Here is a 13,005-nt window from a genome sequence, read left to right on the forward strand (position 1 = left end):
GGCAGTCGCGCTTTGCTTACTCTCTCGGAGTTATCCCACCCTTGGCAAGGTGGAATTCAACCCGGGGGCGCCGAGCCATCCCCCGAGCTCAATAAGCTTTAGTTCCCATTTCAAGCGCGAAATTCTAATCAGCGGCAATCGATTCAAATGTGAGCGGAATGGCAAAAAAACCATCCAGTTTCAACAAGATAACGTTTTCAGATTGAAACTTCGATCCGGCTCACAGACCTCGTGGCCATTTGGCCTCATATGTGGAAAACGGCAGTCACGGGGTCAGAAAAGCAATGTCTGATCAAGTGGATAGACAAGGAGTAAGCAATGAAACGGATTGAAGAGCAGGCAAGACGACTCGATCAGGAGTATCAGGCGATCGGGCAGCTGTTCGACCAGTTTTGCCAGCAGGCTGGCCCCCTGGCCGAGCAGTATCACTTCTTCAACTGGCCCGATTATGAAGACTCGCCCCCACTGAGCCGCGCCTTCACCCTGCTGGGGGAACCCCGCGAACTGCGGCTGCGCTGTCAGCCCGGTGAGCGCTCCGCCCTCCATGGCCTGATCCAGGTGGTCTCGGAGGATGGCACCATAGATGCCAGCCTCGGGTTTCGCGCCGATGGTCAGCTGCTGCTGGAGTCCGGCAAACTGCTGGACAACCCGCCCGGACTGCTGCTCAAGTTGCTGCTCGGCGCTGTGTGGCAACACAAGCCCCAGGATGAGATCACCGGGCAGCCGCACTGAACCATCAGTGATGTAGAAATAGCCCTTGTCGATTCGTCTGCGATATCCGTCAGGCGACGTGGCTGTGGCCCAGCTTGCTGTCCAGTTCGGCCAGCTTGGCCTCCATCCGGGCGCGGCAGGTGTCGGAGAGATCGCGAATGCCGCTGGCACCATGCTCCTTGCTGCAGACCGGCGCCATCACTTCCACCAGCACTTCGCCGTTGTCCCAGCGATTCAAGTCGACCTGACCGAAGTAGCTGGAGCAGACGATGGGCACCACGGGCACTTCAGCCTGTACCGCAGTGTGGAAAGCGCCCGCCTTGAATGGCAGCAGGCCACGTCCCTGGGAGCGGGTCCCTTCCGGGAACATCCAGATGGAGGTGCCACGGTTCTTGATGCGATCCACCACCTGACCTATGGTGCCGATGGCACGGGAGCGGTTGGAGCGGTCGATCAGCACGTTGCCGGAGAGCCAGAAGATAAGGCCGAACAGCGGCAGCCAGAGCAGGCTCTTCTTGCCTACCGCCACCACGCCGGGCTGCACAGCACCGGTCACGGTGAAGATGTCGAAGTTGCTCTGGTGGTTGCAGACGTAGACCGCCGGGCCGACCGATTTGACCTCGTCGGCCACCGTCACCTTGACTCGCAGCCCGATCAGCGGGCAGACCGCGTGATACATGCGGGCGAAGACATAGACGTTGTTGGGATGGCGCGGACGAACCAGACAGAGCAGCAGGCCGAACAGGAACCAGAAAATGAGCAGCAGACCAAGCAGCAGCACACGGGCAATTTTGAGCATCGAACACCTCGAGTTTTAACTCGGCGCAGTATACTGATCCCCCTTTTAGCGAACAAGCGTTCGCCAAACAGAACCGACCACCCTCCCCGTCGCGCCCCCCACAGTACTGCTCATCAATACGCCTCCGACTTGCCCCACCCGCCATTGGTCGTTAGGATGGCCCCATCTTGATGGACGGGGCGAACATGATTTTGCAACAACGGGTAGCGAAACATCTCCTGCTGCTGGTCTGCCTGCTGGTGCTCAATTGTGCGGCCCAGCCGCTGGCCCGGCTTGCACTGCTCGATCACGCCCTCAGCTGTCAGGCACTGCCCGTTCCAGGCTCGGCAACGGATCAAGAGGATGCCAAACCGGCCAGCCCGCAACCCACCAGCTGCCAGCTCAACGGCAAGTGGCTGAGCGCCGCCACCCTGCTCTGCGTCGAACAGCTCTTCTTTGCCGTCGCCCTGCTGATCGCCCTGCTGGCCCCCCTTTGGCGCTACACACCGCCACTGCCCCCTCCCAGAGTCATCTCGCCGCCCGAGCGGCGTCTGCACCTCACCCTCTGCGTCTGGCGGGAATGAGTTCAGCAGCGTTCTTTCGTTAGCTGTCACTCAATTTTTGCGAGACCAAAAAGATGTCGAATCTCTTCAAGACGGCCCTGCTACTGGGCGGTCTGCTGTGGCAATCCATGGGATTGGCCAGCGACACGGGCTGGCTCACCAGCCCACAGAATGATCACGCCCGGGTACGGCTGCAGGCCGACCGCAGCACGGCAGATCAGACCCGCATCCTGCTCGATGTCGAGCTGGAGTCGGGCTGGAAAACCTACTGGCACAGCCCGGGAGAAGGGGGCATTGCCCCCCAGATCCTCTGGGATGAGCCGGTCAGTGACTTTCAGTGGCGCTGGCCGGTGCCACGCCACTTCGAGGTAGCCGGGCTCAGCACCCAGGGTTATCAGGGGGATGTGACCTTCCCTCTGAGCCTAAACTATCCCGCCGGGCAACCGCTCAAGGGTACTCTGCGCCTCTCCACCTGCAGCAATGTCTGCATCCTGACCGACTTCCCCTTCACCCTCGCGGTGGATAGCGCCGCCCCGGCCGACTTCGATTTTGCCTGGGCGAAGGCGATGAGTACCCTGCCCCAGCAATTGCCTGCCGAAACCCGGGTCGAGCTGGGTTATCAGCACAACCAGCTGCAACTGCGCGCCGAGCGGGCAGAGGGCTGGCAATCACCAGCGCTCTTTATCGACGCTCTTGAGGGTGCCGAGTTTGGCAAACCGGCGCTTGAGGTCGAAGGCAACACCCTGATCGCCCGGGTGCCGGTGAGCGATGGCTGGCAGGGGGATGCGCCGGATCTGCGCGGCCAATCCCTCGGCCTGCTGCTCACCAGCGGCGAACAGGCGTGGCAGGGCAAGGGGACGATCGGCGCGCCACTCGCACTGCCCAACCAGAGCCATTCGCTGTTCTGGTTGCTGGGAGCAGCGCTGCTCGGCGGCCTGATCCTCAACCTGATGCCCTGCGTGCTGCCGGTGCTGGCGCTCAAGCTGGGAACTGTGTTGCAACATCAGCAGCGTGAACAGGGCGCGGTGCGCAAGCAGTTCCTCGCCGCCAGCGCCGGGATCATCGCCTCCTTCTGGGTGCTGGCGGCCATGAGCAGCCTGCTACGCGCCACGCAAGGGGCCGTCGGCTGGGGCATCCAGTTCCAGAGCGCCGGTTTTATCGGCTTGATGGTGCTGGTCACCATGCTGTTTTGCGCCAACCTGTTGGGGCTGTTCGAGATCCGCCTGCCCAGCGCCCTCAGCACCCGCCTCGCCACCAGCGGCGGCAACGGCCTCGGCGGTCACTTCCTGCAGGGGAGCTTCGCCACTCTGCTGGCAACCCCCTGCTCGGCCCCCTTCCTCGGCACTGCGGTAGCCTTTGCGCTGGCGGCGCCGCTCGGCCAGCTCTGGCTGATCTTCACAGCTTTGGGGATTGGCATGAGCCTGCCCTGGCTGCTGGTGGCAGCCCTGCCACGGCTCGCCCTCTGGCTGCCGAAACCAGGGCGCTGGATGAACCATCTGCGCATCCTGCTCGGCTTGATGATGCTGGGCTCCAGCCTCTGGCTCACCAGCCTGCTCGACAACCATCTCGGCAGCTATGCCACCGGCTGGCTGATGGTTGCCATGCTGCTGGCACTGCTGATTGGCATCATCTGGCGTTACGGCATGCGCGGCTTCACACTGGCGATCGCCCTAGCAGCCCTGATTGGCAGCCCCCTGCTGCTGAGCGGTGCCTTTAGCGCGCAGGGCTCGGCCAACGTTGACAAGGTGGTCTGGCAGCCGCTCTCTGAACGCGCCATCACCGATGCGCTGGCCCAGAACAAACGGGTCTTTATCGATGTCACCGCCGACTGGTGCGTTACCTGCAAGGCCAACAAATACAACGTGTTGCTGCGCGATGAGGTGCAACAGGCCCTCTCTGCCCCCGATGTGGTGGCCCTGCGCGGCGACTGGAGCAAACCAAGCGACACCATCGCCGCCTTCCTGCGTAAGCGGGGCGCGGCGGCCGTCCCCTTCAACCAGATTTACGGCCCGGAATTGCCGCAAGGGGCCACGCTGTCACCCCTGCTCGACAAGGACGAGCTGCTGACCACATTGCACAAGGCTGGCCTGCTTCAGGCTGGCACCACCCGATCTTAAGGAGCAACCATGAAACCGACTCTGAGCGCCCTGACCCTGCTGGCCTCCCTTTCCGCAGCCCTGCTGGCTCCGGTCCTGCACGCCGCCCCCTTCACCCCGGAGCAGGAGGCGCGTATCAAGGAGCTGATCCGCGAGACCCTGATCGCCAATCCCAAGATCCTCGACGAGGCCGCCGAATCCTGGGAGAAGCAGAACGCGGCAGCCCAGGAGGCGCAGCTTGGCAACTTCATCAAGGGCAACAAGGATGTGCTGTTCAACAGCGCCACCAGCCCGCGTCTGGGAGCCAAAAACCCCAAGCTGACGCTGGTGCTGTTCACCGACTACAACTGCCCCTACTGCAAGCAGTTCGATCCCCAGCTGACCAAACTGCTCAAGGCCTATCCGGACGATCTGGGGCTGGTGATCAAGCTGCTGCCGTTCAAGGGGCAGACCTCCGCCAAGGCGGCCCAATACAGCCTGACCCTGTGGCAGCAGGATCCCGCCCGCTTCCTCACCCTGCACGACAAGCTGATGAGCAAGCAGGGGATGCTGACCGAGGCGGACATCAACAAGGCGCTGGCCGCCACCGGCAATACCGCGCTCAAACCGGCCGCCAAGGCGACCGAGGAGCTGCGCAACAGCCTGCGCATCGGCACCATTCTGGGGGTACAGGGCACACCGGCGACGCTTATCGGCAACCAGCTGGTGCCGGGCGCCATCCCCTATGAGGAGCTGGAGCAGCTGGTGAAGGCCGAACTGGCCAAGCAGGGGTAAAGGATGACCACCCATCCTCAACCCCGCTGGCGCCGCTGGGGCAAGGAGGCGCTCTGGCTGCTGCTGATGGCGCTGGTCATCTCGACCCTGCTGGATCTGTGGCGCAGCCCGACCCTGCCAGAGGGGGCGATGAGCGCCCCCGTCACCCTGCAGGATGGCAGCAGCACGGATCTCGCTACCTTAAGTCAAGGCAAGCCGCTGCTGGTCTACTACTGGGCCAGCTGGTGCGGGGTCTGCCGTTTCACCACCCCGGCGGTGCAGCAGCTCTGGCAAGAGGGGGAAAACGTGCTGACGGTGGCGCTGCGCTCCGGCAATTCGGAACAGTTAGCCAAGGGGATGAGCAAGAAGGGGCTCACCTTCCCGACCCACAACGACGAGTCGGGAGCGCTGGCCGCCAAGTGGCAGGTAGGTGTCACCCCGACTTTCCTCGTCATCAGGGATGGGACGCTTGTGAGCAGCACCACCGGCTGGAGCTCGAAGTGGGGCTTGCAGTTGCGGCTCTGGTGGGCATCGCTCTAGCCAGGCAACTTCGTTGCCTTTAACAGGGCCATCCCACCGGATGGCCCTTTTTTATGCCGACATTTTTATCCCGACATCAGACGGGGAGCTGCATCCCACGCACCTGCTCCAGCAGGGCGGTCACCGCCACCGATCGCAACGCATCCGGGGCGTAGCAGAGCCCCACCCGCCGCTTGAAGGAAGAGGCCGCCAGCTCGGCGACCGAACAACCAGGCGGACAGAGGGAACGGGGCAACCAGGCAATTCCCGCCCCGGAGGCCACCATAGTCGCCGCCAGTCGCAGCGACCCCGCCCGCCGTGGATAGAGCGGCGCCTGATTGCCGAGGATGGCGATCAGCCGCAGGTGGGAGTCGTGGCGCGGGCAGGTGACCCAGGGTTCATCCGCCAACGCTGCCGGGGTGAGCGCTCCCTTGCCTGTCAGCGGGTGATCCGGCGGCAGCACCAGCACAAACTCCTCCTCCAGCAGGGGGATAAAGAGCTCGTCACCGCAACGCAGGGATTCACACCCCAGCCGCACATCGCCACAGCACCCCTCCTCCAGAGTCAGCAGGATCTCCTCGTGGGCGAGCGCCCCGTTGACCAGCGCCCCCAGCACGCCATCGCCAAGATCTGCCTCAATCCCCACCGTCAGCTCGAGGCAGGGGGAGGTTTCACGAAACTCGCGGGCGAGGGAGTCGGTGTCGGCGATCAGCCGCTTGGCGCGGGGATAGAGCCGGTGCGCCGCTTCGGTCCCCTCAACCCCGCGCGCCTGCCGCACAAACAGGGTCACCCCCAGTTCATCCTCCAGCATTTTGATGGTGGTGGAGAGGGTGGGCTGGGTAATGAAGAGGCGGGTGGCCGCCGCCGTGATGTTGCGCTCCTCGAAGACAGCCACAAACGCACGCAGGGTTCGCACATCCATAGAATTCACCTATACCAGACAGTCATAAAAGCCATTTTTCACGGCGACACGGGGCAAATATAGTGGCTTACCTGCCACAAGGCATCCCAATTTTCTATATCAGCGTCTATCAACACAGCCAGGAGCCATCATGCGCCATCTCTCTGTCATCGGCCTCGGGGCCATGGGCTCCGCCCTCGCCACCACCTTGCTCAAGGCGGGCCATCCGGTCACCGTCTGGAATCGCAGCGCCGCCAAGGCCGCCCCGCTGCAAGCGCTGGGCGCGACTCTCGCCCCCTCGGTTGGCGCGGCCATCGCCGCAAGCGATATCACCCTTGTCTGCGTCGATAACTACGCCGTCAGCCAGCAGTTGCTGGACCAGGCAAGCGATGCGGTGGCGGGCAAGCTGCTGGTGCAGCTCTCCACCGGCAGCCCGCAAGGGGCCAGAGCGCTGGAGAGCTGGAGCCATGCCCGCGGCGCCCGTTATCTCGATGGCGCCATCCTCTGCTTCCCGGATCAGATCGGCACCAGCGATGCCAGCATCATCTGCTCAGGGGCCAGCGCTGCCTTTAGCGAGGCCGAGCCGGTGCTGCGCCTGCTCGCCCCCACCCTCGACCATGTGGCCGAGGCGGTGGGGGCCGCCGCGGCGCAAGATTGTGCCGTCGCCGCCTACTTTGCCGGTGGCCTGCTCGGTGCCCTGCACGGCGCGCTGATCTGCGAGGCAGAAGGGCTGCCGGTGGCCAAAGTGTGCGCCCAGTTCAGCGAACTTTCCCCGATTTTGGGGGGCGATGTGGCCCACCTTGGCAAGACGCTGGCGAGCGGCGATTTCGATCACCCCTACGCCAGCCTGAAAACCTGGAGCGCCGCCATCAGCCGCCTCGCCGGTCACGCCACCGATGCCGGGATCGACAGCCGCTTCCCGCGCTTTGCCGCCGACCTGTTTGAGGAAGGGGTGGCACAAGGGTTTGGTCAGCAGGAGGTGTCGGCCCTGATCAAGGTGCTGCGGGCGCGCAATGGAGCGGCACAATGAACGAGCTGACCAACCAACCCCAAATTGCACTGGTCACCGGCGCCGCTGGCGGGATTGGTCGCCAGCTCTGCATCGGGCTGGCCGAGGCTGGCTATCGGGTGATCGCCACCGATCTGGCTCCTCACGCTTTCGACCATCCCGAGATCCACTTTCATCCGCTCGATTTGCGGGACGAGCAGGCTATCACGCGCCTCTTTGCCGAGGTGCGCGCGCAGCATGGCGGCATCCATCTGCTGATCAACAACGGCGCCATCAGCAAGTTCCACACCCGCTTCGAGGAGCTGAGCGCAGCCCAGTTTGATCAGGTGATGACGGTCAATGTGCGCGGCGCCATGCTCTGCGCCCGCGCCTTCGTGCAGGCCAACCGCGGGTTGCCCTATGGCTGCATCATCAATATCGCCTCCACCCGCTGGCAGCAGAACGAACCGGGTTGGGATGCCTACGGCGCCTCCAAGGGGGCGCTGGTCGCTCTCACCCAGTCCCTCGCCAACTCGCTGGCCGACCATCCCATCACGGTCAATGCCATCAGCCCAGGTTGGATCCAGGCGGAGGATTACCACACCCTGACCGAGGCGGATCACCGCCAGCACCCGAGCGGCCGGGTCGGGCGCCCCGACGACATCACCCGCGCCTGCCTCTTTCTGGCGGATCCTCGCAACGACTTTATCAACGGCGCCAATCTGGTGGTCGATGGTGGGATGAGCAAGAAGATGATCTACCACACCTCCGCCTCCTTCTGGGAGGAGTAACCCCTGTGGCGGCAGCCTTACCCCGGCCTGCCGCCCGCCCCTTTCCTGCCTGTTTTTTCATCGCTTTTGCCCCGCTGCCCTTGCACTGACCAGATCGACTGGCAACAATAGACGCTCAACTGACCCCTCTTCATTTCGCCCGTTAATTGATCGCCCAACTCATCGCGTTGGCGGGCTGTTTCCGTTAAAATGACGGGTTTTTGCCGTGCCTGGTTTGCCAATCCCCACCATCAGGCACTCGCAGCGTGAATCCTATGATGCCAGTGATGCAGGATCTGCCATGAACAACTACTTTCGGGTGCTGGGCGTCAAGTCCAACGCCAGCGAAAACGACATCAAGAAAGCCTATCGTCGGCTGTCAAACCAGTACCACCCCGACAAGCTGCACGGGGCCAGTGAAGAAGAGAAAGAGCAGGCAGCCATCAAGCTGCACCAGGTAAAGCAGGCCTATGAAGTGCTGTCCGATCCGAAACAGCGGGCCGCCTTTATCAAGGATTTCAACAACGTCATCGTGACCGACCCCACCTCCGCCATGCAGGAGATGTGGGATCAGTTCTACCCCTGAAACAGCAGGCAGAAAGAGCAACTATGCAAAAGAGATGGGACCAGGCGCGGCTCAAGTCGCTGCAAAGCGATGCCAGCGAAAACATCGAATCCTACCGGGATCAGGACGACCCCAAGGGGCTGGAACAGTTCACCGACCAGATGAAGAGCCTGCTGCTGGCCGATATGAGCATGCTGGAGTTTATGCCCGAGTATCTGCCGCTGGCCCTCTATGGCCGGGTGCAGTTCCCGGCCAAGGCCAAGTCGCAGTGGAACAAGTGGCTCGCCAGCGGCGAGCAGCCGAGCTGGGACGAGTTCAAGGTGAGCGTCGGCTTCAACAACGCCGCCCTGCCGCTGGTCAAGGCGGTGCGAGCCCAGAGCGAAGATCAGCTGATGGAAGCCTGCGCCGTGCTGTTCCTGCTCGACAACCCGCTGCCGCGCGGCAGCCACCGCAGTGATGACGACTATGAGCTGCGCGACGAAGAAGATGAAGACGGGGAAGATGCCGACGCCGACTACCACGGCGGCAGTGACCGCTATGGTGATGACGACGGCGATCAGGATATGTACGACGAAGTCCGTTTCTAATTGGGGCAAGGCATGAGCAACAGTCTGATAGAAATTACCGCCATCGAGATCAAAGAGCTGGCCGTTATCGAGCCGAAGCAGGCCAGCGAGAAGTTCGAGCTGATCGCCAAGACCATGTCTGACGACCAGCTGGCAGAAGTGATTGAAAACATTGATATCGTTACCCTGACCCAGATTAACGGCCAGCACGATATCTCCTTCCCCTCCATCATCTCCGAGCTGATGACCCCGGAGCGGATCCGTGACATCGTCTGCCAGCAGCCGCTCTATTGGGAAGAGGCGATCAAGAACAACGCCGACGAGCTGCAACAGCACACCTTCGACTTCCTCAACTACCTGATCCGCACCCAGGATAGCGAGGCCAAGCAGCGCGAGATCCTCGAGTGCGTGGCCGAAGACCCGGCCGGCCTCTTCTACCTCGCCATCCCCTTTATCGAGTTCTATCGCGGCGATCGCTATGAAGAGGACGAAGGCTATCGCGACGTGCTGCACGCCGAAGAGGAAGACCTCGAAGAGTCCCTGCGCTACAGCGAGCGCCAGCAGAGCGAGGATGTCCACGACTACGCGCTGGACGACCCGCGCAGCCTCTTGATGCTCATTCGCGAGCTGGCCCCCGAGGTGGAGAAAGCCATCAAGGCGCTGCTGCGCAACGAGCACTCCACTTGGGACGGCATCATCAACAAGTTTGCCGCCGAACTGGTGATGCAGGCCAAAGAGAAGAACAAGGTCGAGGAAGACGAGTACGGCGACGTCGACGACATGTTCAGCTTTCTGGATTAAGGAGCCCATTCATGCAGTTAGTCATTCGCGATGCCAACCAGGGCCCCTATCTCACCCAGGTGCTGCGCTTTGGCCGCGACAATGAACTCTTGAGTCAGCAACAGCTCGCCGCCATCAAGGGCAAGGCGGTGCTGATGAGCCTCAAATTCGCCGACAAGTACTACAACAAGTACAAGATGCACCTGCTGGAGCAGGCGGCCCACGACGTCATCGGCGTGGTGAGCCTCGGCCTGCAGGAGCTCTCGGCGCGGGATCCGGCCAAGGCGCTGGCGCTGCTGCAGGCGCCGGAAGGCCCCATCAAGCCCTTCCAGAAGGGCTGGTCAATGCTCATCACCGTCAGCCCCAAGCAGGCTGGCAACAGCCTCTACGGTGACGTGGATGCCCGCCTGCTGGACAAGATCTCGAGCCCGCCCGATGTGGAGGAGTGGCAAGGGTGGCAGGAGTACGAGAAGGCGCTGACCGAGCACAACAAGAGCCGCCTGATGGAGCTCATCGACCAGCACTTCTTCGCCTGCGAGAGCGACCACCCCACCATGGAGGACAAGCTGGCCGAAGCGCTGCTCTACCGCATCCTCTGCGGCAAGGGCAGTGGCGCCGCCCCGCTCAAGGTGAAGCAGGATCTCAAGCGCAAACTGGCGCGGGAGATTGAGCTCGACGAGAGCTGGTATGACACCGACTACCTCGCCGCCCAGCTCGCCCTGATGCTGAGCGCGCTGCCAGCCGACATGGCCGCCGCCCTGCGGCAGGAGTTGAGCCCGGGCTTTGTGCCCAACCTGCTGCACACCCTCGGCTTTGTGCGCCAGTACCAGCTGCTGCAAAAAGAGAACGCCTCGCCGGAGAAGCTCGACAACATCGAGATGCGCGCCGGTCTCAAGCACCCGCTGCTCGGCTGGCCGCTCTACCACGACTTCTAAGGCCGCTTTCGCCGCCCATCAGTCGCACCACAACGCCCGGCCCGCCGGGCGTTGTTATATCCTCCCCTCACCCTCTCGACAGCAGTGAGGTAACACGCGCAAGTCACCCTGGGGCTGCCCTTCTCCTCCCGATATTTATTCACTCAATGCCCAAGGATGAATAAACAACCTGCAATACAACAACTTGGCGCCAGCTGCGTTTCGGGACAACAAAGCGGGATGCAGATCCCGCTACAGCGCCAGAATCAGCACCAAATAGCCGACTGGATCACATCAACCGTGCCGCAATCGCGTGGTAAGCCGAGCTAAAACCGCGACCCAATAACGCATAAAAAGGCGGAATAGATCAATAAAAAGCAATTAATCGCGCCGGATTAAATTTCAGGTATGGCTATTTGCACCGCTTGGCCGCTAAATGACAGACCGGCCTTCAGACCAGCATGGAAGCGCACAAGGCTAACCGGCAGCAGACCGGTACGCTCTCAGGACGAGTTATGACTTTCTTCTCTCACAGGAGACAGACCGTGAGCGCTTCGAATCAACACCCCACCATTCCCCCCGGCTCCGGGGCGCTGTTCTTTATCCAGACCTTCTCGACCCTGGGGTTTGCCGTGCTCTACTCCACCCTGGTGCTCTACGCCACCAAGCGGCTCGGCTTCAGTGAATCCCAGGCCAACGCCATGATGGGGGTCTTCGGGGCCTTCAACTATGGCCTGCACCTGTTTGGCGGCTATCTCGGCGGGCGCTACCTCAGCAACCGCAACCTGTTCGTGATGGGGATGGTGCTGCAGGTGATCGGCTGCTACTTCATCGCCGAGATGGGGATCACCGGCCTCTACTGGGGGCTCGCCATGTTCCTCACCGGCAGCGGCCTTAACGTCACCTGCCTCAACATGATGCTGACCCAGCGCTTCGCCCCGGATGATCACCGCCGCGAGAGCGCCTTCCTGTGGAACTACGCCGGGATGAATCTGGGCTTCTTTATCGGCTTCACGGTGGCGGGCTACTTCCAGCTCACCGAGGATTACCGCACCCTGTTCCTGTTTGCGACGCTGGGCAACATCATCGCCATCATCGCCACCTTCGCCTGCTGGCCGATTCTGGCGGATATCAGCACCCCGCTGCGCCATATCAAGGGGAGCGGCTTCTACCGCCGCATGCTGGCCGGTATCGCCATTCTGGCCACGCTGGTGCCGGCGCTGCGGCTGCTGCTGACCCACGCCAGCTTCAGCGGCAGCTTTGTGCTGATCCTGGGGGCCGTGGTGCTGGTGCTGCTCTGCGTGATGACCGCCCGCCACCCGGACGCCGCCGAGCGCAGCCGTATGGTGGCCTACCTGATCCTCGCCCTCGGCTCCCTCATCTTCTGGTCGCTCTACCAGCTGGCGCCCATGGGGCTGATGCTCTTCTCCGAGCACAATATCAACCTCAACGTGTTCGGGCTGCGGGTCGCCCCCCAGTGGATCCAGAACATCAACACCCTCGTCATCGTTATCGGTGGCCCGCTGATGGCGCTGCTATTCAAGCGACTGCGCGAACAAGGGTGGAATATCGACATCCCCTCCCAGTTTGCCGCCTCCCTGTTCTGCATGGGATTGGGGATGCTGGTGCTGCCGATCGGCATCCATCTGGCGGGGGCCGACGGGCTGGTCGCCTTCAAGTGGATCGCCATCAGCTATGTGCTGCAGAGTTTTGGCGAGCTGCTGATCTCCCCCATCGGCTACGCCATGATTGGCAAGCTGGCCCCCGCCAGCCTGCAAGGCTTGATGATGGGCTGCTGGATGATGGTGACCGGCATCGCCTCGGTGCTGGCGGGCTATGTCTCCGGCGCCATGCCGCAAAATATCGGCAGCACCCCGGTCGCCACCAACCCGGGTTACAGCTCGGTGTTCAATATGCTGGGCTGGGGTTCGCTGGCAGGCGGCGTGGTGTTGCTCCTGCTGGTGCCCCGCCTGCGCCTGCTGATCGCCTCCAAAATCACCCCGCCACCGGCGGCGACAGCCATTCCTGTCTAATTGGATTCGGGCCAGCCATTTCAGTGGCCCCTGCCAGTGCGACGGTTGAATCAGCAACGCGGCTGATC

General features: G+C 62.5%; 14 protein-coding genes. 12 read left to right on the forward strand and 2 right to left on the reverse strand.

Annotated features, from left to right (window positions below):
* Positions 1-318: 318 nt before the first annotated feature.
* Positions 319-732, forward strand: a complete 414-nt coding sequence (locus tag AB5Y85_RS04295; protein ID WP_257686746.1) for a hypothetical protein — start codon at positions 319-321, stop codon at positions 730-732.
* 49 nt (positions 733-781) lie between these two features.
* Here AB5Y85_RS04295 and AB5Y85_RS04300 read toward each other — a convergent pair whose 3' ends face one another.
* The gene (locus AB5Y85_RS04300) at positions 782-1,510 is read right to left on the reverse strand and encodes a 1-acylglycerol-3-phosphate O-acyltransferase (protein WP_088868432.1); all 729 of its coding nucleotides are present in this window, start codon (positions 1,508-1,510) and stop codon (positions 782-784) included.
* Between the two features lie 185 nt (positions 1,511-1,695).
* Here AB5Y85_RS04300 and AB5Y85_RS04305 point away from each other — a divergent pair, with 185 nt between their 5' ends.
* From AB5Y85_RS04305 to AB5Y85_RS04320, 4 genes are read left to right on the forward strand one after another with little or no spacing between them, the layout of a single operon-like run.
* Complete coding sequence (locus AB5Y85_RS04305; protein ID WP_108570753.1) at positions 1,696-2,073, forward strand: hypothetical protein; 378 nt, start codon at positions 1,696-1,698, stop codon at positions 2,071-2,073.
* Positions 2,074-2,126: 53 nt separating this feature from the next.
* Positions 2,127-4,169 carry a protein-disulfide reductase DsbD gene (locus AB5Y85_RS04310; RefSeq protein WP_257686745.1) on the forward strand — a complete coding sequence of 681 codons (2,043 nt, stop codon included), beginning with the start codon at positions 2,127-2,129 and terminating at the stop codon, positions 4,167-4,169.
* 9 nt (positions 4,170-4,178) lie between these two features.
* Positions 4,179-4,922, forward strand: coding sequence for a DsbA family protein (locus AB5Y85_RS04315; RefSeq protein ID WP_257686744.1), 744 nt, complete (start codon positions 4,179-4,181; stop codon positions 4,920-4,922).
* A 3-nt stretch (positions 4,923-4,925) separates the two neighbouring features.
* Positions 4,926-5,441 carry a protein disulfide oxidoreductase gene (locus tag AB5Y85_RS04320; protein ID WP_257686743.1) on the forward strand — a complete coding sequence of 172 codons (516 nt, stop codon included), beginning with the start codon at positions 4,926-4,928 and terminating at the stop codon, positions 5,439-5,441.
* A gap of 76 nt (positions 5,442-5,517) precedes the next feature.
* Here AB5Y85_RS04320 and AB5Y85_RS04325 read toward each other — a convergent pair whose 3' ends face one another.
* Positions 5,518-6,342: a LysR family transcriptional regulator gene (locus tag AB5Y85_RS04325; RefSeq protein ID WP_257686742.1), complete on the reverse strand. Its 825-nt coding sequence runs from the start codon at positions 6,340-6,342 to the stop codon at positions 5,518-5,520.
* 130 nt (positions 6,343-6,472) lie between these two features.
* Here AB5Y85_RS04325 and AB5Y85_RS04330 point away from each other — a divergent pair, with 130 nt between their 5' ends.
* The 7 genes from AB5Y85_RS04330 (at position 6,473) to AB5Y85_RS04360 (ending at position 12,937) form a co-directional block, all read left to right on the forward strand.
* On the forward strand, positions 6,473-7,351 hold the full coding sequence (locus AB5Y85_RS04330) for an NAD(P)-dependent oxidoreductase (RefSeq protein WP_257686741.1): 879 nt from the start codon (positions 6,473-6,475) through the stop codon (positions 7,349-7,351).
* Positions 7,348-8,100 carry an SDR family NAD(P)-dependent oxidoreductase gene (locus AB5Y85_RS04335; protein ID WP_257686740.1) on the forward strand — a complete coding sequence of 251 codons (753 nt, stop codon included), beginning with the start codon at positions 7,348-7,350 and terminating at the stop codon, positions 8,098-8,100. Before AB5Y85_RS04330 ends, AB5Y85_RS04335 begins: the two co-directional genes overlap by 4 nt.
* A 280-nt stretch (positions 8,101-8,380) precedes the next feature.
* The gene (locus AB5Y85_RS04340; RefSeq protein ID WP_115521264.1) at positions 8,381-8,665 is read left to right on the forward strand and encodes a DnaJ domain-containing protein; all 285 of its coding nucleotides are present in this window, start codon (positions 8,381-8,383) and stop codon (positions 8,663-8,665) included.
* A 23-nt stretch (positions 8,666-8,688) separates the two neighbouring features.
* Positions 8,689-9,231 (forward strand): hypothetical protein, encoded by a 543-nt coding sequence (locus AB5Y85_RS04345; protein ID WP_064335393.1) that lies wholly within the window; start codon positions 8,689-8,691, stop codon positions 9,229-9,231.
* 12 nt (positions 9,232-9,243) lie between these two features.
* Entirely contained in the window at positions 9,244-10,011 is a 768-nt protein-coding gene (locus AB5Y85_RS04350) for a hypothetical protein (RefSeq protein WP_005335887.1), read from the forward strand.
* A gap of 11 nt (positions 10,012-10,022) precedes the next feature.
* Entirely contained in the window at positions 10,023-10,925 is a 903-nt protein-coding gene (locus AB5Y85_RS04355) for a hypothetical protein (protein ID WP_257686739.1), read from the forward strand.
* A gap of 524 nt (positions 10,926-11,449) precedes the next feature.
* Positions 11,450-12,937: an oligopeptide:H+ symporter gene (locus tag AB5Y85_RS04360; RefSeq protein ID WP_257686738.1), complete on the forward strand. Its 1,488-nt coding sequence runs from the start codon at positions 11,450-11,452 to the stop codon at positions 12,935-12,937.
* Positions 12,938-13,005: the final 68 nt, after the last annotated feature.

The sequence above is a fragment of the Aeromonas sp. R3-1 genome (genome assembly GCF_040908345.1).
Classification (GTDB): Bacteria; Pseudomonadota; Gammaproteobacteria; order Enterobacterales; family Aeromonadaceae; genus Aeromonas; species Aeromonas veronii.